The sequence below is a fragment of the Yersinia alsatica genome, from assembly GCF_902170305.1.
Classification (GTDB): domain Bacteria; phylum Pseudomonadota; class Gammaproteobacteria; order Enterobacterales; family Enterobacteriaceae; genus Yersinia; species Yersinia alsatica.
In genome coordinates this window covers 360,752-381,722 of the sequence record NZ_CABHWW010000026.1, presented here as the reverse complement: position 1 = coordinate 381,722, position 20,971 = coordinate 360,752, and the positions used below count along the sequence as shown (strand labels likewise).

The following is a 20,971-nucleotide window of genomic DNA, read 5'->3' as shown; positions in this document are numbered from 1 at the left end:
CATTTAGGCCTAGTTAGCGTTAAACACCACATAACATATACAACAAAATAGGAGATCTGCAAACAGATGTCAATTAGTCAATCTGAGAAACTAAAGCTCATTCGTGACTCTGAGCGTTTAAATACGAAGCAAGTAGCTGAATTAATAGGATTAAATTATTACTCCTATCATGGCTATGAATCAGGAAAAACAAAGATGCCAATGGAGGCAGGAATAAAATTGTTTAAGCACCCAAGATTTAGAAAATATCGAGATTGGTTTATGTTTGATGAAATCAATCCCGCTGCCGGACAAATAGCTCCGGCCCTCTCCCCTGATGGGCAAAACGGAATAATCTCTACCCACTCAGGGAAAGAGATTGGCTAAATATCTACTTAATTTATATTTTTGAAACATTGTTCCAAAATGATGATTTCATCGGAGGGCTATCTTATGTCGATTAAGAAGCTCGATGATGGTCGCTATGAAGTGGACGTAAGGCCGCAGGGTTCCGAGGGAAAGCGAATCCGGCGTAAATTTAATACCAAAGGTGAAGCGCAAATTTATGAGCGCCATATCCTGGTGAACTATCACGACAAAGAGTGGCTAGAGAAACCCGCAGACCGTAGAAAATTAACTGAGTTACTTGATCTGTGGTGGATATATCACGGTAAGAGCCATACACGCGGGGACGTTGAGAAAGGCCGGCTAATTGCCACGATGAAAAAATTAGCCGAAATGGGGGTTATCAGGGCCGACCAACTGACAAAAAAAACCATCACAGACTATCGGGTTCACTTGCTAAATACAGGGCTTAAGACATCGAGCATTAACCGTGAGTGTTCTGTCTTGATGGGGCTATTCACCAAGCTAATTAACGCGGGTGAATATCACTGTCAAAACCCATTTAGCGGGATTAAGAAGCTGAAAGAACCTGAATCAGAAATGGCGTTTCTATCATCCGATGAATTACCCAAACTGCTGGGGCTATTAGAGGATGATGATCGGAAAGTGGCTTTAGTTTGCCTGGCTACTGGCGCGCGGTGGGGTGAGGTTTCAGCTCTGAAAGGTGAACATGTATTTAATAACATGGTTACTTTTATGAAGACCAAGAACGGTAAGCGGCGGTCAGTCCCAATTTCTGAGGAACTATTCAAGCTGATAAAACTACGGAGTACGGGCTTACTATTTAAGTCAAACTATACTAAAACCCGTAGAATACTAAGGGAAATGAAACCTGACATCCCTGACGGTCAGGCATTGCACATATTGAGGCACACTTTCGCAACGCATTTTATGATGAATGGAGGTAATATTATTACACTACAACGAATTTTAGGACACTCCACAATACAACAAACGATGACGTATGCGCACTTTGCACCTGACTTCTTGCAAGATGCGGTAGCACTGAATCCCATAAAAGGAATGTCCATATAATGTCCACCATTCAGAACCAAATGGCACTAACTGGAACTTTATGAACAAGATAACAGATTGTATTACAACGGAAACCCCCGCCACAGAGGGGGCTACCAAACCAGTACTTGGTCGTATTCACTCATTCGAATCCTGTGGCACCGTTGACGGCCCAGGCATCCGATTTATCGTATTCTTCCAGGGCTGCTTGATGCGTTGCCTGTATTGCCATAACCGTGATACCTGGGATACCCACGGCGGTAAAGAAGTTACCGTTGAAGAATTAGTCAAAGAAGCCATCACCTATCGCCACTTTATGAATGCATCTGGCGGCGGCGTGACTGCCTCTGGTGGCGAAGCTATCTTGCAGGCCGAGTTTGTACGCGATTGGTTCCGCGCCTGTCATGAAGAAGGGATTCATACTTGCCTGGATACCAATGGCTTTGTGCGTCGTTATGATCCAGTGATTGATGAATTATTGGATGCCACAGATTTAGTAATGCTGGATTTAAAACAGATGGATGACAGCGTGCATCAGAATTTGGTCGGCGTATCCAATCACCGGACGCTAGAATTTGCTCGCTATCTGGCAAAACGTAACCAGAAAACCTGGGTTCGCTATGTGGTGGTACCGGGCTGGTCAGATGATGACAAATCAGCTCATATGTTGGGTGAGTTTACCCAGAACATGACCAATATAGAAAAAATCGAGTTGCTGCCTTACCACGAATTAGGTAAGCACAAATGGATTGCCATGGGCGAAGAATACAAGCTGGATGGCGTTAACCCACCATCCAAGGAAATTATGGATCGTGTAAAAGGCATTTTGGAAAGCTACGGTCACAAAGTTATCTACTAACTCAGTGACCGAGTAATCAATAGCGCCCCACTGATACTCAAACTGTGCCGCCCTGCCGGATTACTCCGCTGGCGGCATTTTTTTGTCCACTACACTGCAGCGTAAGGCGTGTGCTGCTGGTCAGGTTTGCGCAATAACATCATTAAATAGACTAAAGCCACGCCAGCAATCATCACGAACAATAGATTATCCGAATAATGCTGCATTAACAGTGAAGTCATCGTCGGCCCAGCCAAACTGCCGATGGTGTAACTCATCAATAAGGCCTGATTCATCGCCACCAACTCATCAGCACTGGCTTTCTCACACGCCCACGCCATGGCTACCGGATAGAGGGTAAAACCAGCACCCCCCAGAATAAACAGAGCCGGAGCCAAGGCATAGTTACCCAGAATAGCCACGCTACCAAGGATAACGACGAATACCTGAATGCGCAGCACCAGTAGCCGGCCATAGCGGTCTGCCATTTTACCTATCGGCCACTGCCCCACAATTCCCGAACTGACCAGCAGTGCCATCCACCACCCGACGCTCGCATCACTCATTCCTTGATGGGACAAATACAGCGGTAACAACCCATAGAGCGAACCTAATAACACACCTGAGATAATGCAGCCATTAATCCCCAGACGCGCGCTACGACGTTTCAGCATCGACCAAACGGCAATATGTGATGATTCACTATCACCTTGATGCGAGAAATGGGCAAATAGCAGTGGCAACATCGCCGTAATCACCAACGCACTGACCCAAGGGATAACGTTAAGTAATTGTGTGGAGACGATGCCCAAGAGGAGTTGCCCGGTGACGGTCCCGAGATAGTAAACCATCATGTAAGCCGCCAGCAGTTGTCCGCGATTGATTAATGTGCCACTGCGCAGTAATGCGCTCTCGACAATAACCCAAATCAGCGCGCAGGCCACTCCGGCAAAAAAGCGCCACCCCAGCCAGCTCCAAAAGTCGACCGACAGCATCAGCCCACAAGTCGCTAGCGCAAATAAAATACAGGAGTAATGGTAGCTACGATTAAAGCCAAGGCGCTGAATAAACCGCCCGGCAATTAATGTCCCGACAAGATTCCCAGTAAAATATGATGAGCTCACCATCCCCACTTGCCAGGTTGGCAGCTGTTGATGGGATAACCATAAGGGAACTAATGTATTTAAAACCGCGATAGAAATCGTAAACAGCAAAAGCCCACAGAGCAGAAGCAGCACTGGGCGAGAATATGCGGACATAATAAGACTGAAGCCATCGGGACAATGAAAGTGAGCGCATCATGCCACTGGCGATAAAAAAGTCAATTACCTCGCGGGAGCGGATAGCACAATATGTTGCTTAGCGGTATCTATAGCACTAAATCAAAACGCTGGCGGTCATTATAAAAAGAAAAAGCGCCCGCAGGCGCTTTTAGATTAATAACAAGTTTCAGGCAACTAATTCACCTGGTTTATTAACCGATAAATTCTAATCCACCCATATATGGGCGTAAGACTTCTGGCACTTGGATTCGGCCATCAGCCTGCTGGTAGTTTTCCAGCACTGCAACCAAGGTACGCCCAACAGCCAAACCAGAACCATTCAGGGTATGAACCAAACGGGTTTTTCTGTCAGTCTTGTTGCGGCAACGAGCTTGCATACGGCGCGCCTGGAAATCCCACATGTTAGAACATGAAGAAATTTCGCGGTAAGTGTTCTGCGCTGGCAGCCATACTTCCAAATCGTAAGTCTTGCTGGAACCAAAGCCCATATCACCAGTACACAGCAGCACTTTACGGTAAGGCAATTCCAGTAATTGCAGAACTTTCTCTGCATGACCGGTTAGCTCTTCCAGCGCCGCCATTGAATCTTCCGGGCGAGTTATCTGCACCATTTCAACTTTGTCGAACTGATGCATACGGATCAAGCCACGAGTATCACGACCATAAGAACCCGCTTCAGAACGGAAGCAAGGTGTATGAGCGGTCATTTTCAATGGCAAGGATTCTTCTTCCAGAATCTCGTCACGCACCAAGTTAGTCACCGGGACTTCGGCAGTTGGAATCAGCGCATAGTTGCTGCTGTCTGACTCTTCTTCCAGTGGCTTGGTGTGGAACAAATCACCACCAAACTTAGGCAATTGGCCGGTTCCGTACAATGTTGCATGGTTTACCAGATAAGGGACGTAAGTTTCCAGATAGCCGTGTTTCTCAGTGTGCAGATCCAGCATGAATTGCGCTAACGCGCGGTGCATACGGGCAATTTGCCCTTTCATCACCACAAAGCGCGCGCCAGTCAGTTTCACTGCTGCTGCGAAATCAAGGCCACCGGCCATTTCGCCCAGAGAAACATGGTCTCTTACTTCAAAGTCATACTTGCGAGGCTCACCCCAACGACTGACTTCAACGTTATCGTTTTCATCTCTGCCCACGGGAACAGAATCATCAGGCAAGTTAGGAATAGACAATGCCAGATCACGGATTTCGTTTTGCAACTTGTCCAGCTCGGCCTTAGCGGCATCCAGCTTTTCACCCAGCACATTCACTTCCAGACGCAATGGTTCGATATCTTCGCCACGCGCCTTGGCCGCGCCAATCATTTTCGATCGGGAGTTACGTTCTGCCTGCAGACTTTCTGTTTCAACCTGTAAAACTTTGCGGCGCTCTTCTTGTTGGCGCAACATTTCAACATCAAGTTTAAAACCTCTGCGAGCCAGTTTTTCGGCAACTGCGTCTAGCTCATTGCGCAGCATATTGGGATCGAGCATGCTAGTCCTGTGCTTGTAGTTATTGATAAATAGTTGTGAAAGGAGAAATTAACGACGTAAGTGGTGTAAACAGCCACTTACAAAGTATTTATAGCGCTAACCTTACCGCAACAGCAAGGCTAGCGGTAGCGTTTTATCGGGCTATTTTGATCCTGCTCAGCCAACCATGCCAGCTTTTCACCGATTTTCCCCTCCAGACCTCGGGATGACGGAGAATAGTAGCGAGTAGCAGCCATTTCTGGTGGAAAATAGTTCTCACCGGCGGCATAAGCATGTTGTTCATCATGAGCATAGCGGTACTCAGCCCCCAGCCCCATCTCTTTCATGAGTTTGGTCGGGGCATTACGCAGATGTTCCGGTACATCAAAATCTGGCTTCTCACGCGCGTCCTGCATTGCCGCTTTAAACGCGGTATAAACAGCATTACTTTTCGGTGCACAGGCCAAATAAACAATCGCCTGAGCAATCGCTCGCTCGCCTTCCGCCGGGCCAACACGGGTAAAACAGTCCCAAGCAGATATCGCCACTTGCATAGCACGCGGGTCGGCATTGCCGATATCTTCGGAGGCAACAGCCAATAAGCGCCGGGCGACATAGAGTGGATCGCCGCCCGCAGTGATAATGCGCGCATACCAATATAAAGCCGCATCAGGCGCAGAACCGCGGATAGACTTATGCACAGCCGAAATAAGATCGTAATAACGATCGCCTTTGTTATCAAAGCGGGCGCTGCGCTCACCAGAAACTTCTTTTAGTAAATCCGGGGTCAGTACTCGTACCCCATTGGCATCTATTTCCGCCATATCTGCCATCATTTCAAGGCTATTCAACGCGCGGCGGGCATCTCCACCCACTAATTCAGACATCATACGGCGAGTTTCATCGGGCAGCTTTATATTCTGCCCGCCATAACCACGGCTGCTGTCGGACATCGCCTGATCGATAACTTTTTCGATATCTGCAGCAGTTAATGCCTTCAGTAAATAAACTCGCGCTCTGGAGAGCAAAGCCGAATTCAGTTCAAACGATGGGTTTTCCGTGGTAGCACCAATAAAAGTGATAGTGCCATCTTCAATATGCGGTAAAAATGCATCTTGCTGACTTTTATTGAAGCGATGAACTTCATCGACAAACAAAATAGTTCGCCGGCCAGCATCGCGGTTTTGCCTTGCTCGCTCAATCGCTTCACGAATTTCTTTAATACCGGAGGTCACCGCGGAAATGCGCTCAACATCGGCCTGGCCATAGCGACCAATAATTTCTGCCAATGTCGTTTTGCCCGTTCCTGGCGGCCCCCAGAGGATCATCGAGTGTAATTGCCCGGCAACGATTGCCCGCGGTAACGGTTTACCCGGGGCCAGCAAATGTTGCTGACCAATATATTGTTCTAGCGTCAAAGGCCGCATACGCGCGGCCAATGGCTGAAACTCATTCTGGGAGAAATCGAGGGACATATTACTCACGCAAACCTCACTGCCGCTGGTCGTCCAGCGTCACACCTTTTGGTAGGGTAAATTTAAATTTGCTTGCATCGGCTGAGCTGTTTTGCTGACCTTTCAGCACATACGCGCTGCGCTGCCCATCTTGCTCAACTGCTGTAAAGCTTTTGATGGTGCCGGTTGGCGTCACCGTAATCGCAAATTGCTTCAGATTGCCGCTAGCACTTTTCGGCGTCAGCTCAAAATCGTCACCCTTCTGCTTCACATTGTACTGTTTCCAGTCATCTGGGTTATTGCGGGTGATCAGCATGAAAGGCGTATTGCCGGTAGCATTTTTCAGCCAAGTCGCCGTTGCCTGCTCAACAAATGGGTTATAGAACCATAAGGTTTCGCCATCAGAAATCAACACACTTTCATCCGGGGTCGTCATATGCCAGTTAAACAGATTTGGCCGTTTCACCCATAACTCACCTTCACCTTCTTGTACGGCTGCGCCATCTGAACTGGTAACTTTTTGCGAGAAGTTAGCATGGAAACTGTTCACTTTGCTCAGGCGACCTTGCAAGTCTGTACTGGCATCGGCCAGAACTGAACCCGAAATTAAACCTGACAACAGACAGCAAGCAATAAGCAGTTTTTTCATTACTCTAAATACCTTATAAGATTCATTGCACCCTAACCGGGCTGCCACAAAGGCGGATTCAGTAAGCGAATATATTGTCACTCTAAGCGCGATTTAAGTCCATGACCGGCAAACTGAATGCAGACTACAAACCTATTTTCGACCAACCCATGCACTTTAGCTGAAGCATTGCCTTTGCGTTAGCATATTAATCTGATAAATACCGGTTTTACGCTTCTTTGCATAAGGGCCGCAAAGCGGCCCCATTTATGTTAACGACGTCAAAGCAAGAAATTACTCGTGTGGCGGCGGAGCCAAAACTTCACGATTACCATTATGGCCCGGCGTACTCACAATCTGTTGAGCTTCCATCTGCTCAATGATACGCGCAGCGCGGTTATAACCGATACGGAATTGGCGCTGAACCCCGGAGATTGACGCACGACGTTTCTCCAGGACAAAGTTAACCGCTTGATCAAATAGCGGATCCAGCTCTTCGTCGCTATCCAATCCAAGACTGCCGCCCTCACCGTCGTCACTCCCACTGAGAATGCTCTCAATATATTGTGGACGACCACGAGCTTTCCAATCATTAACCACGGCGTGTACTTCTTGGTCACGGACAAAAGCACCATGCACACGTACTGGAATTGAAGAGTTAGGTGCCATATACAGCATGTCACCCATTCCCAGTAGTGATTCGGCACCCCCCTGATCAAGGATAGTTCGCGAGTCAATTTTACTGGAGACGGTAAACGCGATGCGGGTTGGAATATTTGCCTTAATCAAACCGGTAATCACATCTACTGACGGACGCTGAGTTGCAAGAACCAAATGAATACCGGCGGCACGCGCCTTCTGTGCCAAACGGGCAATCAGCTCTTCAACCTTCTTGCCTACCGTCATCATCAGATCAGCAAATTCATCCACCATGACCACGATATAAGGCAATTTCACCAACATTGGCGGTGAAATGTCCATGCTATCGGATGGTTTCCAGAATGGATCTGGAATTGGCCGCCCCATAGCTTCGGCTTGAGCAACTCGTTCGTTGTACCCGGCAAGGTTACGGACACCCAAAGCCGACATCAGTTTATAGCGCCGTTCCATTTCACCGACACACCAGCGCAATGCATTCGCCGCATCCTTCATATCTGTCACGACTTCAGTTAACAGATGAGGAATGCCTTCATACACGGACAATTCCAGCATTTTCGGGTCAATCATGATAAAGCGCACATCGTCTGGCGTGGCTTTATATAAGATGCTGAGGATCATCGCGTTCACCCCAACCGATTTACCCGAGCCAGTGGTACCCGCTACCAACAAGTGCGGCATTTTGGCCAGATCGGCCACCACCGGTTGCCCGGCAATATCTTTACCCAGCACGATAGCCAGTGGTGAAGGATTATCACGGAATTTGGCGCAATCCAGCACTTCGCGCAAATATACAGTCTGGCGGTGTTTGTTTGGCAGCTCCAGACCGACATAAGGTTTACCTGGAATCACTTCAACCACACGCACCGCAATGGCAGACAGAGAACGTGCCAAATCGCGCGAAAGATTGGAAATGCGTGAAGCTTTAACACCCGGAGCTAAATCTAGCTCAAAGCGCGTAATCACTGGCCCCGGAGAAATACCCACCACTTCAGCTTTTACCCGGTAATCCCCTAACCGCGCCTCGACCAAACGAGCAGTTTGCTCCAACGCGAACATATCGACCGGCTCTTCTTCCGCTGGCGGAGAAGAGAGCAGATCAAGAGTCGGTAATGGCGTTGTCGGTTTAATAAGCGGCTGGTCATTACGCATCAGGAACGGATGAATCAAACTGTCCATTGCTGGCGTTGGTTGTACCGGTGCAACCGGTTGAACTGGCGCTGCGGGCTGAACAGGTGTTGCTTGCCCTGAATAAGCTTGCTGTGGCGCAGATGGCTGATAGGCCGAGGCCTGTTCAGGATAATCTGGTGCCAGCGTACGGTGATCAACTACTGGCTGAGCAACCTCTTCAGTATACGGAGAAAGCGTAAACAACGGCTCACGCGGGCTCTCGTCGACGAGGTCTGCAACTGGCGAGAAGGTAAAAGCACTGCGCGTATTTACCGGCTGCATCTCTTCAGCACTCGTATTTTCAACAACATTAGTTGCGTGATTTTCAGTATGAACCTCACCATAACGATGCTGCTGTTGTGCTGCAAAGGCCTGCCGTAAAGCCGCCTCTTGCAAAGCCTGCTCGTCTTCAGGTTCAGGTGCCGAGAAAGCATTAATCCCTGTTTCTGATGCTTGCCCATACCGCTCTGATTGCTGTTCAGCAAAGGCTTTGCGCAAAATGGCCTGCTGCAATGCATCATCATCTTCCGATGCAGCCCTTGCATCAAACGGAGTCTCTGTTACTGACGGATTTTGGACACCCTCTTCATGCTGCTCGCGTTGCTCTTGTTCTGCCATACGCTGAGACGGCAATTTAATGCCATAGGATGCCAACTCACGCCGTGTTGGAATACGCACCGGGTTAGGCCGTGGCAACTCAGGGCCGATACCTTGTTTAATCTGAGAACTGCTATCGCTGGTCGCCGTAAATGCTGGCATAAACGTAGCAGCAGCTGCACTTGCCGCCACTATTCCAGAGGTAGATACCGGGCGATTTGTTGCTCCCATTGCGGCCAAACTATCACTATCAGTGCTCAGCCCAGGATTCATATAAGGAGTACTTTCCACCTGATCGCTATGACGTTGTGCCGCCGAGAAATCAAATGGCGAATGGCTTGCAGACGCTGCTGGCTTATCCCATGCCCCCAATTGAGGCTCTGGCCGCTCTGCGGGCGACGCAACGTAGGTCGGCGCAGGAGATATCGCTTCTGGTGGAATTTCAAAAGAATAGAGTGGCGGTGTTACCATCACACTATCAGTTACAGGGATAGTACCGTGACTATGACCAATAACCGGTTCAATCGAATCCTCTGAGGAGATAGCAGATAATGGAGACAAGCCGCTATCATCGGTCGCACGTAATGTACTTAATAATGGGTCGTCGCTATTATTGATTCCTGCCGATAGCCCATCAGTTCGCGAAGCATTATCATGATTCTGTAGAGGATTAACTGGCGCGTCAGTCACTGACGGCGCAGAGAACAACACATCATCATCATCATCGGCATGAGCAGAGTTTGCCGCTAAGGCGGTTGCGGCAACCACACTCGCTGTAACAGCTTTATTCGGCTCTTGCTCGGCGGCGTTCACATCATCAATCTGATAATCGTCATCTTCGTCGTCATAACGCTCTTCACGACGTGAGCGATTCGTCATGAATGTCAATGATCCTAAGACTACTCCACCAATTTTCTCTGCGATGACTAACCATGACCAGCCAGTAAAGAGCGTCAGACCAACAGCCCAGATGCAAAGCAACGTCAGGGTCGCACCCACACCATTAAACCATGGCAACATTGCATTACTGAATAGACTGCCAATCACCCCGCCAGAGGCAAAGTAATAGAGGTCGTCAATATTTAATGCCGCTAGCCCACATGACGTTAAAATCAGGGCTAATGTGCCAATCAGGCGTAACGAAAGCGCAAAGTAATCAACATGTTCACTGGCATCACGCTGGCGGAATGCCGCCCAGCACAACATCACCATAATGGCGGGAATGGCATAAGCCAGCACACCGAAAGTGAAGAACAGCGTATCGGCCATCCAGGCACCAACACTTCCACCAAGATTATGGATAGGCTCGTGCCATGAGGTTTGGGACCAACTCGGGTCCGAAGGATTGAAACTAAGCAGCGCTGCCATCAGGTAGGCTGCCAATATCGTTACTATAATCAAAACAGCCTCAAGCAAACGACGCCCACTGCTGAGTTTTTTCAGAGTAACTTCTTTATCTTCTGTATATTCCTGGCTCAAGAAAGGCTCTCCAGGTTCCTGTTAATTGGTATGAGTAACAACGCCGAGAACCCTCCCGGCGTTGAAACTGTATGAATAAACAGGAGTGTAACCAAATTACTCAGGTTTTGCACCTGCCTGTTTACCGCGTTTTAATCACTAGGCGGTTACTCTGCTTCACTTCTTCCATGACCACATAGGTACGGGTGTCGTTCACGCCCGGCAGGCGAAGCAAGGTCTCACCGAGTAAAGTACGGTAAGCTGACATATCAGGTACACGGGTTTTCAACAAATAGTCGAAATCGCCGGAAACCAGGTGACACTCTTGAATTTCCTCAAGATTTTTTACAGCGGCATTAAATTGCTCAAATACATCCGGAGCGCCACGATTCAGAGTAATCTCAACGATAACCAGCAATGATGCATCCAAATACTGTGGATTAAGCAGTGCGGTATAACCATGAATGAAGCCCTGACGCTCTAAGCGGCGAACCCGTTCCAGACATGGTGTTGGTGACAACCCTACTCGTTTTGAAAGCTCGACGTTAGAGATGCGCCCATCCTTTTGCAATTCATTCAGGATGTTACGATCTATACGATCAAGCTCTTTCCCCGGGCGTTTTTTATTATCTATCATCTTATAGTCTCTCTTAATTTCCTTGAGTCTGCGACAGGCTCCAATCGTTAATCGATTTAGAACCTGCTGCAAACAACGACCCGCAGCCTGTTTTATGCAAATATATCAATACGTTGTTATCTCACACCCTGTCTGTCCAACTGTATGCGAGGTACTCGATGATTATTAGCGTTAAGGAAGAGATAGCGCATCACGAACAACCGCAAAAATTCCCCCCTGCAGTTGTTCGAGAACATACTCCACATGCCATCCAGTATTAATCGAAAACATTCCAGGGTTTTCGCTTGGTATCACTGACACCAAATCTGAAATTATGGCGCGCAGATAATTTCTTCTTCCTATGATGTTTTCGCAAATGCACAGCCGATTGTCAAAGTAAAAGAAGTTAAATCAGTGGAACGTGCCAGAATTAAAATCTCAGCCCCCTGCGCTTACCTATTTTTTCACCGTTTATTTGCTATAAAATGGTGCAAATAGGCATATGAAAGATACGGGTGTTTTTTGATACAATCGGCTTGCAAGCCACATTTTTTATGGGGTTAAAGATTTTTAGCGCCATTTTGTTCATAACGTAAAAATCAATTTTGGTCTAATTTGCAATCCGCTTAAATTCTTTTACTGCCTAACTGTCGATTCTTAATACATTTAGTTTATTAAATAGGCATTACCTATCAAACAAATCGCTAACAACATTTTTGCCTGCTTTTTTTAATGATCGATTTTCCCTACAATCGCTAACATTGTCCGCCATTGTGGGAAAGAGGTATTCATGAGCACGGCTAAACATAGCAAATTAATTATTTTAGGTTCTGGCCCTGCGGGTTACACCGCGGCAGTTTATGCAGCACGCGCCAACCTGAAACCTGTATTGATTACCGGCATGGAAAAAGGCGGTCAGTTGACCACCACCACCGACGTAGAAAACTGGCCTGGCGACCCAGAGGGTCTGACTGGTCCTGCACTAATGGAACGGATGCATGCCCATGCAGAAAAATTCGATACAGAAATCGTGTTCGACCATATCAACAAAGTTGATTTACAAAATCGCCCATTCCGCCTGTTTGGTGATGGCGCGGAATACACCTGTGATGCGCTGATTATCGCAACTGGCGCGTCTGCCCGCTATTTAGGGATGGAATCCGAAGAAGCCTTCAAAGGCAAAGGGGTTTCAGCCTGCGCAACTTGTGATGGCTTTTTCTATCGCAACCAGAAAGTCGCTGTAGTTGGTGGGGGTAATACCGCCGTTGAAGAAGCGCTGTATCTGGCAAATATCGCCGCCGAAGTTCATCTAATTCACCGCCGTGATAGTTTCCGTTCAGAGAAAATCCTCATCAGCCGCCTGATGGAAAAAGTGAAAAACGGCAACATCGTTTTGCACACTGACCGCACATTGGATGAAGTACTCGGTGATGACATGGGTGTAACCGGCGTGCGTCTGAAATCAACCAAAGGCAACGAGACCGAAGAGTTAGCGGTAGCGGGTGTTTTCATTGCTATCGGCCATAGCCCTAACACCGCCATATTTGGCGACCAGTTAGCATTGGAAAATGGTTATATCAAAGTGCAGTCTGGTATTCAGGGTAATGCAACACAGACCTCGATTCCGGGTGTCTTCGCTGCGGGCGATGTGATGGACCATATCTATCGCCAAGCCATTACCTCAGCCGGCACAGGTTGTATGGCAGCACTGGATGCAGAGCGCTATTTGGATGGCTTAGTTAACGACAAATAACGCCATTGATAGTGGCATTGGACCTCGTACCAACGGGCAGCTGACACATAGGTGAGCTGCCCGTTTTTAATTTCTATTTTGCCCTTTATTTTTGTACCTCGTCATGTCAATGAAAAACAGCAAATTATTGATATCCACTAATGCGGCAACTATCACAAGCATTATGGTTTCACCTCATGGCATGACGAGGTAATATTGCCCCTCGCTGGTGTGCCACCTCCCATGGTGACAAACACTTTTTGATATTTTCCAGTACTCTGCGCAGACAAATTGCCCGATGAATAAAACACGACAGTATGAGTTGATTCGTTGGCTGAAAAAACAAAGCGCCCCCGCGCAACGTTGGCTCCGCCTGTCCATGTTACTTGGCCTCCTCAGTGGGTTATTAATTATCGCTCAGGCATGGTTATTGGCCACCTTGCTGCAATCGCTGATCATTGACAAAGTGCCCCGTGCGGCATTGCTCGCTGACTTTTGGTTGCTGGCAGGAACCTTTGCCTTACGTGCGGTGATCAGTTGGTTACGCGAGCGAGTGGGGTTTATTTGTGGCATGAAGGTGCGGCAGCAAATCCGCAAAATGGTGCTGGACCGACTAGAACAGCTGGGCCCTGCCTGGGTGAAAGGCAAACCTGCCGGAAGTTGGGCGACTATCATTCTGGAACAGATTGAAGATATGCAAGATTACTATTCTCGCTATCTGCCGCAGATGTATTTAGCGGTCTTTATTCCAGTCCTGATTCTCATTGCTGTTTTCCCCATTAACTGGGTAGCAGGTTTAATTTTATTTGTTACAGCCCCGCTGATCCCTCTGTTTATGGCTTTGGTCGGCATGGGTGCTGCTGATGCCAATCGGCGCAATTTTGTGGCACTGGCTCGCTTAAGTGGTAACTTCCTCGACCGCTTACGTGGCTTGGACACTTTGCGGTTATTTAACCGCGCCAAAGCAGAAACTGATCAAATTCGTGACTCTTCAGAAGATTTCCGCCGTCGCACCATGGAAGTGCTGCGGATGGCCTTCCTTTCTTCGGCGGTATTAGAGTTTTTCGCGGCGATATCCATTGCAGTGGTTGCGGTTTATTTTGGTTTTTCCTATTTGGGAGAGCTGAATTTTGGTAGTTACGGTTTAGGTGTAACACTGTTTGCAGGTTTTCTGGTGCTAATTTTGGCACCTGAATTCTTCCAACCTTTGCGGGATTTGGGCACTTTCTATCATGCCAAAGCGCAAGCCGTCGGTGCCGCAGAGTCGTTAGTGACGTTTTTGAGTAGTGAAAGTGAGGCTATCGGCCAAGGTGATAAAGTTCTTAGTGGCATTGATGCCATTACTTTGGAGGCTAACGAGCTAGAAATTCTGGCTCCCAGCGGTACCCGCTTGGCTGGGCCACTCACCTTCTCCCTACCTGCCGGAAAACGAGTTGCCATTGTAGGCCTGAGTGGTGCGGGTAAAAGCTCATTACTTAACTTGCTACTAGGCTTTTTGCCCTATCGCGGCTCGTTAAAAGTCAACGGCGTAGAATTGCGTGAATTAGACCCGCAAGCCTGGCGTGCTCAGTTAAGTTGGGTTGGCCAAAACCCACACTTGCCGGAACAAACGCTTGTCGCCAATATTTTGTTGGGGCAGCCTGACGCTGATGATAACCAACTGCAACTGGCTGTTGAACGCGCCTATATCAACGAGTTCCTCAACGACTTGCCACAAGGGCTAAATACCGAAGTCGGTGACCATTCAGCGCGGCTTTCTGTTGGGCAGGCTCAGCGAGTTGCTGTTGCCAGAGCACTACTGAATCCATGCCGTCTATTGCTACTGGATGAGCCCACCGCCAGCCTGGATGCCCATAGTGAGCAGTTGGTGATGAAGGCGCTAGAAGAAGCCTCCCGCCAGCAGACAACCCTGTTGGTCACCCATCAACTGGAAGATACCTTGGGATATGATCAAATTTGGGTAATGGATAACGGCCTTTTGATTCAACAAGGTGATTATTCAAGCTTAAGTCAATCCGCTGGCTCATTTGCCAATCTGCTGTCCCACCGCAGTGAGGAGCTTTAATTATGCGCGTACTTCTCCCTTTTCTGGCGCTGTATCGCCGTCATTGGTTCCTGATTTGTCTGGGTATTGTACTGGCAATTATTACGCTGCTGGCCAGTATTGGCTTGCTCACGTTATCCGGTTGGTTCTTGGCAGGCACGGCCATTGCTGGTCCCGCAGGCCTATATACGTTTAACTATCTGCTACCGGCGGCGGGTGTGCGAGGGGCTGCAATTACCCGGACCGCAGGCCGCTATGCTGAGCGAGTGGTCAGTCATGACGCAACATTCCGTGTACTGGCGCATCTGCGGGTATTTGCATTCCAAAAGATCCTGCCGCTGTCCCCTGCGGGTATTGCTCGTTTTCGTCAAAGTGAGCTGTTAAACCGCCTAGTTGCCGATGTCGACACACTGGATCATCTCTATCTTCGGGTCATATCGCCGTTGGTGGCGGCCATTGTCATTATTGCTGCGGTGACTTTTGGCCTGAGCTATCTGGATGTTAATTTAGCCCTAACGTTGGGGGCCATTCTGCTTGGGTTGTTATTACTCGTACCCTTGATTTTCTACCGTGCTGGTCAGCCTATTGGCCGTGATTTGACCGACTTACGCGGCCTTTACCGTTCACAATTGACTTCTTGGCTACAAGGCCAGGCTGAATTGCTGGTGTTCGGTGCATTACATCGCTTCCGCGTCTCTTTGGAGGGCATTGAACAGCGCTGGATGAGCCGCCAAAAACAGCAAGCCTCTTTGGCTGGGTTAGCGCAGGCCCTAATGATTCTGGCTTCCGGTCTGACTGTAACATTGATTTTATGGCTCGCCGCCGCAGGGATTGGTGGGGATAGTCAGCCTGGCGCATTACTGGCACTGTTTGTTTTCACCTCTTTAGCGGCATTTGAAGCCCTATTGCCAGTAGCCGGTGCTTTCCAACACTTGGGGCAAGTGATTGCCTCTGCAACCCGTGTCGGTCAGCTAATGGAACAAAAGCCTGAAGTGACATTCCCGACCAGTGGTCCAGTACCAACCTCACAGGTAGCGCTAGAAGTGACAGGGTTGAGTTTTACCTACCCGCAGCAACCCTTGCCTGTTTTGCAGAATATATCGCTGTCACTGGCCGCAGGAGAGCATATTGCGCTATTGGGTCGCACCGGCTGTGGTAAATCCACACTGTTGCAGTTATTAACCCGAGCCTGGGATGCCAATCAGGGCGTTATCACCCTCAATGGGAAATCATTAGCCAGCTATGATGAAGCCACATTGCGCCAAATGATGACAGTCGTCAGCCAGCGGGTGCATATTTTCAGCAGCACCTTGCGCGAGAACCTGCTACTAGCCTGCCCTGATGCATCAGATGCGCAGCTAAAAACTGTGCTGCAACAAGTGGGGTTAGCCAACTTGCTGGATAACAACGAAGGGCTAAATGCCTGGATGGGGGATGGCGGGCGGCCATTATCCGGTGGTGAGCAACGGCGTTTAGGTATTGCTCGTGCCCTACTGCATCCGGCCCCGCTTTTGCTGCTTGATGAACCTACCGAAGGTTTGGATGCTGAAACCGAACAACAAATTCTGGCGCTATTGCGCGAGCATTGTCAGCAAAAAAGCCTGATTATTGTCACTCATCGCTTATATGGGCTGGAATATATGGATCGAATCTGCGTAATGGATGGCGGGCAGATAGTCGAGCAAGGGGATCATCAAAGTTTGCTACAGAACAAAGGCCGTTATTACCAATTCCATCAACGGCATTAAGACAAATTCATCAACGGCATTAATGCAAAGGTGACCAGTGTGAGCGCCAATTGAATACAGGCAGATAATCAGCAAATTTGCAGCTAATATTAAGTAAAGCTGCTGAAACCAAAGCAGTATTATTTGTTATTGATGATTATACCCAGCGTGATAGTAGTTGCAGGTAGGTTGCTAGTGAACACTCCTGCAACATCGAACACGAAGGATATGGGCCTGTAAACGTCACCAAGGGGATTTATGCGCATCACACAGCTCTCATCTCAATCATTCGCGTTCCCCTCACCTGAGCTGGCTCTGCGCGAACCAAACGGGTTGCTGGCTCTCGGGGGGGATTTATCCGCACCTCGTTTACTGGCAGCTTACCAGCGAGGGATTTTCCCCTGGTTCAGTCCCGGAGAGATGATTTTATGGTGGTCTCCTGACCCTCGAGCCGTATTATTTCCAGAAGATTTGCATATCAGCCGGAGTATGCGGCGTTTTCTGCGTCGTTGCCCTTACCATTTTACCCTTAATCATGCTTTTGAAGATGTCGTCCGCGCCTGTGCCTCGCAACGTGATGAGGGAACCTGGATTGGTGACGATGTGCAACAAGCTTATTGCCAGCTACATGCTTTGGGTCATGCTCACTCGGTAGAAGTTTGGTTGGAAAATGAACTGGTTGGTGGTTTATATGGAATTGCAGTGGGCTCACTGTTTTGTGGTGAATCCATGTTTAGCCGGGCTGACAATGCTTCAAAAAGCGCATTAATGGTTTTTTGTCATCATTTTACCCATCATGGTGGAGAACTGATTGACTGTCAGGTCCTCAACGCTCACACTGCGTCGCTGGGTGCAATTGAGATCCCACGCAACTTTTTTTTGCAGCAGTTGAGTCAACTCCAGTTTAGTCCACTACCGGCTGAATGCTGGTTACCGCAATCGTTGAATTTTTCATCCGCGATGCAGTAAAGCTCAACCGTTGAAAAGAACCCCACATTAGGCTTTATCCCCTCTTACCGGCAGACTAATTTTGCTGAAATGGTGCGATGACCGCCAACACTTCTTTACATAATGTGGGTTTTTCGGCATTATCTTGCCGGTTAAAAACTAAGGTAGTTACACCTAGAGGATTCGATGGCCAAAGAAGACAATATTGAAATGCAGGGCACCGTTCTTGATACGCTGCCGAACACCATGTTCCGCGTTGAATTGGAAAACGGGCACGTGGTAACCGCTCATATCTCCGGTAAAATGCGTAAAAACTATATCCGCATCCTGACGGGTGACAAAGTCACTGTAGAGCTGACCCCGTACGACCTGAGCAAAGGCCGCATTGTCTTCCGTAGCCGTTAATCGGCTAAACTGTCGCAAGTCAACGACCTGCGAGCTCTGAGGATGTAGTCCCCCTCCGGCGCCCTTCCTATTATGGTAAGGGCGTTTTGCGTTTTCTTTTATTTGTCGGCTTAGTATTTGTCGATTGAGTGCAGTTGGCTCATCGCATAAATTATTTATCGAACAAACAAAAGTAAAATGTGCAAAAAAATAAAAAGGGCGATAGCTAAATTAGCTTATCGCCCTTTATTTTTCTTAACATCAAACTATCGCAGTATTAGCTGCTCACTGACTTAATGAACCGCACCTTCAGTTTTGCGTTTTTGCGCACTCTGAAACTCATAAGCCAGTTGTTGTTTTTCTTTATCCAGCCCAACAGTGACTGAGCCACCATCAACCAGAGAACCGAACAGCAGCTCGTTAGCTAGTGGTTTCTTCAGATTTTCCTGAATCACTCGCGCCATTGGTCGTGCGCCCATCGCCTTGTCATAGCCTTTATCAGACAGCCAATTACGTGCTTCTTCACTGACTTCCAGTGACACACCTTTAGCATCTAATTGCGCCTGCAATTCAACGATAAACTTATCGACCACTTGCTGGATAACGGCAGGTGACAAGTGGTTGAACCAAATGATGTTATCCAGCCGGTTACGGAACTCCGGTGTAAACACTTTTTTGATCTCTTCCAGCGCGTCAGTGCTGTTGTCCTGCTGTTTAAAGCCAATAGAAGTACGCTGAGTTTCCCGCACACCGGCATTGGTGGTCATCACCAGAATGACGTTACGGAAATCAGCTTTACGCCCATTGTTATCCGTCAGAGTCCCATTATCCATGACCTGCAATAACAGGTTAAACACATCCGGGTGGGCTTTCTCAATTTCATCCAGCAGCAGAACGGCATGCGGATGCTTGATAACCGCGTCGGTCAGCAGACCGCCTTGGTCGTAGCCAACATAGCCCGGAGGTGCACCAATCAGCCGGCTAACGGTGTGGCGCTCCATATATTCGGACATATCAAAGCGCAGCAGTTCGATATCCAGCGCTTTAGCCAATTGCACGGTCACTTCTGTCTTACCCACCCCTGTAGGGCCAGCAAACAGGAAGGAGCCAACCGGCTTATGCTCATGGCCCAAGCCCGCACGACTCATCTTGATGGCCTCAGACAGCGCCTCGATGGCCTTATCCTGGCCGAACACCAACATATTCAGGCGGTCGCTCAAGTTTTTCAGCACATCACGGTCACTGGCCGATACTGTTTTTTCCGGAATACGGGCAATACGCGCCACCACGGATTCAATATCCGACACATTGACGGTTTTTTTACGTTTGTTAACTGGCATCAAACGACTACGTGCGCCAGCTTCATCAATCACATCAATGGCTTTATCTGGCAGGTGACGGTCATTAATATACTTAACCGACAACTCCACTGCCGCACGTATCGCTTTCGCGGTATAACGTACGTCATGATGCGCTTCATATTTCGGCTTCAAGCCGTTGATAATCTGCACAGTTTCTTCTGGTGTTGGCTCAGTAATATCAATTTTCTGGAAGCGTCGTGCCAGAGCACGATCTTTTTCGAAGATATTGCTGAACTCCTGGTAAGTCGTGGAGCCAATAACCCGAATCTTGCCACTGGAAAGCAGTGGTTTGATTAAGTTAGCGGCATCGACCTGCCCACCAGACGCGGCCCCTGCCCCGATGATAGTGTGAATTTCATCGATAAACAGAATGCTGTCTTTGTCATTTTCCAACTGTTTCAGCAGCGCCTTGAAGCGTTTTTCAAAATCGCCACGATATTTGGTGCCAGCCAGCAGTGAACCTATATCCAATGAATATAATGTGCATTCTGACATCACTTCAGGGACATCGCCCTGCACGATCCGCCAAGCCAGACCTTCCGCGATAGCGGTTTTACCGACACCGGACTCCCCCACCAGCAGCGGGTTATTTTTACGACGACGGCACAATACCTGAATGGTTCGTTCCAGCTCTTTCTCGCGACCAATAAGCGGGTCAATGCCGCCAACGCGGGCCAGTTGATTCAGATTGGTGGTGAAGTTTTCCATACGGTCTTCCCCTCCTGCCTGCTCTTCATTCACCGGATTTTCTGCATTCGGTGCCTGACCCGGTTCGTCCTTACGGGCGCCGTGGGAAATAAAGTTCACTACATCCAGACGGCTGACATCATGCTTACGCAGCAGGTAGGCCGCCTGAGATTCTTGTTCACTGAAGATGGCGACCAACACGTTGGCACCAGAAACTTCATTGCGCCCTGATGATTGGACATGGAAGACCGCACGTTGTAACACGCGCTGGAAACTGAGCGTCGGCTGGGTGTCGCGCTCTTCTTCACTCGCAGGTAATGTTGGTGTGGTTTGTTCGATAAACGCTTCCAGTTCCTGGCGTAATGCCACCAGGTCAACCGTACACGCCTCCAGCGCTTCCCGCGCGGCTGGATTGCTTAGCAATGCCAGCAATAGGTGCTCCACGGTCATAAACTCGTGTCTGTGCTCACGCGCTCTGGCGAAAGCCATGTTGAGACTGAGTTCAAGTTCTTGATTGAGCATAGGC

Annotated in this window: 15 protein-coding genes; 8 read left to right on the top strand and 7 right to left on the bottom strand. The window is 48.6% G+C overall.

All coding sequences use genetic code 11. The features are described from left to right. Nucleotides 1-66 precede the first annotated feature (66 nt). From FTA96_RS15830 to pflA, 3 genes are all read left to right on the top strand, one after another. Nucleotides 67-366, top strand: coding sequence for a helix-turn-helix domain-containing protein (locus FTA96_RS15830; RefSeq protein WP_145481852.1), 300 nt, complete (start codon nucleotides 67-69; stop codon nucleotides 364-366). Between the two features lie 66 nt (nucleotides 367-432). Beyond that, nucleotides 433-1,419: a phage integrase gene (locus tag FTA96_RS15825; protein WP_145574267.1), complete on the top strand. Its 987-nt coding sequence runs from the start codon at nucleotides 433-435 to the stop codon at nucleotides 1,417-1,419. Between the two features lie 40 nt (nucleotides 1,420-1,459). Next, complete coding sequence (gene pflA / locus FTA96_RS15820) at nucleotides 1,460-2,257, top strand: pyruvate formate lyase 1-activating protein (protein WP_145574265.1); 798 nt, start codon at nucleotides 1,460-1,462, stop codon at nucleotides 2,255-2,257. 89 nt (nucleotides 2,258-2,346) lie between these two features. Here pflA and FTA96_RS15815 read toward each other — a convergent pair whose 3' ends face one another. The 6 genes from FTA96_RS15815 to lrp form a co-directional block, all read right to left on the bottom strand. After that, nucleotides 2,347-3,495: an MFS transporter gene (locus FTA96_RS15815; protein WP_145538804.1), complete on the bottom strand. Its 1,149-nt coding sequence runs from the start codon at nucleotides 3,493-3,495 to the stop codon at nucleotides 2,347-2,349. 215 nt (nucleotides 3,496-3,710) lie between these two features. Next, a complete protein-coding gene (gene serS / locus FTA96_RS15810; protein WP_050106300.1) occupies nucleotides 3,711-5,003 on the bottom strand; it encodes a serine--tRNA ligase in 1,293 nt (430 codons plus the stop codon). A 119-nt stretch (nucleotides 5,004-5,122) separates the two neighbouring features. Further along, entirely contained in the window at nucleotides 5,123-6,466 is a 1,344-nt protein-coding gene (locus FTA96_RS15800; protein ID WP_050106299.1) for a replication-associated recombination protein A, read from the bottom strand. Between the two features lie 7 nt (nucleotides 6,467-6,473). Further along, nucleotides 6,474-7,085 carry an outer membrane lipoprotein chaperone LolA gene (lolA, locus tag FTA96_RS15795; protein WP_050106298.1) on the bottom strand — a complete coding sequence of 204 codons (612 nt, stop codon included), beginning with the start codon at nucleotides 7,083-7,085 and terminating at the stop codon, nucleotides 6,474-6,476. Between the two features lie 273 nt (nucleotides 7,086-7,358). After that, nucleotides 7,359-10,967, bottom strand: a complete 3,609-nt coding sequence (locus FTA96_RS15790; RefSeq protein ID WP_145574263.1) for a DNA translocase FtsK 4TM domain-containing protein — start codon at nucleotides 10,965-10,967, stop codon at nucleotides 7,359-7,361. Nucleotides 10,968-11,088: 121 nt separating this feature from the next. Then, entirely contained in the window at nucleotides 11,089-11,583 is a 495-nt protein-coding gene (gene lrp, locus FTA96_RS15785; protein ID WP_002211340.1) for a leucine-responsive transcriptional regulator Lrp, read from the bottom strand. Between the two features lie 769 nt (nucleotides 11,584-12,352). Here lrp and trxB point away from each other — a divergent pair. From trxB to infA, 5 genes are all read left to right on the top strand, one after another. Next, nucleotides 12,353-13,315 (top strand): thioredoxin-disulfide reductase, encoded by a 963-nt coding sequence (trxB, locus tag FTA96_RS15780; protein WP_050106296.1) that lies wholly within the window; start codon nucleotides 12,353-12,355, stop codon nucleotides 13,313-13,315. Nucleotides 13,316-13,592: 277 nt separating this feature from the next. Continuing rightward, nucleotides 13,593-15,359, top strand: a complete 1,767-nt coding sequence (gene cydD, locus FTA96_RS15775; RefSeq protein ID WP_145574261.1) for a heme ABC transporter permease/ATP-binding protein CydD — start codon at nucleotides 13,593-13,595, stop codon at nucleotides 15,357-15,359. A gap of 2 nt (nucleotides 15,360-15,361) precedes the next feature. Beyond that, on the top strand, nucleotides 15,362-17,086 hold the full coding sequence (gene cydC, locus FTA96_RS15770) for a heme ABC transporter ATP-binding protein/permease CydC (protein WP_145538809.1): 1,725 nt from the start codon (nucleotides 15,362-15,364) through the stop codon (nucleotides 17,084-17,086). A gap of 237 nt (nucleotides 17,087-17,323) precedes the next feature. Continuing rightward, on the top strand, nucleotides 17,324-18,034 hold the full coding sequence (gene aat, locus FTA96_RS15765; RefSeq protein WP_050106293.1) for a leucyl/phenylalanyl-tRNA--protein transferase: 711 nt from the start codon (nucleotides 17,324-17,326) through the stop codon (nucleotides 18,032-18,034). Nucleotides 18,035-18,199: 165 nt separating this feature from the next. Continuing rightward, a complete protein-coding gene (gene infA / locus FTA96_RS15760) occupies nucleotides 18,200-18,418 on the top strand; it encodes a translation initiation factor IF-1 (protein WP_002211347.1) in 219 nt (72 codons plus the stop codon). Between the two features lie 272 nt (nucleotides 18,419-18,690). Here the strand turns inward: infA and clpA are convergent, their stop codons facing one another. Then, complete coding sequence (gene clpA, locus FTA96_RS15755; RefSeq protein WP_004710698.1) at nucleotides 18,691-20,967, bottom strand: ATP-dependent Clp protease ATP-binding subunit ClpA; 2,277 nt, start codon at nucleotides 20,965-20,967, stop codon at nucleotides 18,691-18,693. Between the last annotated feature and the right edge of the window lie 4 nt (nucleotides 20,968-20,971).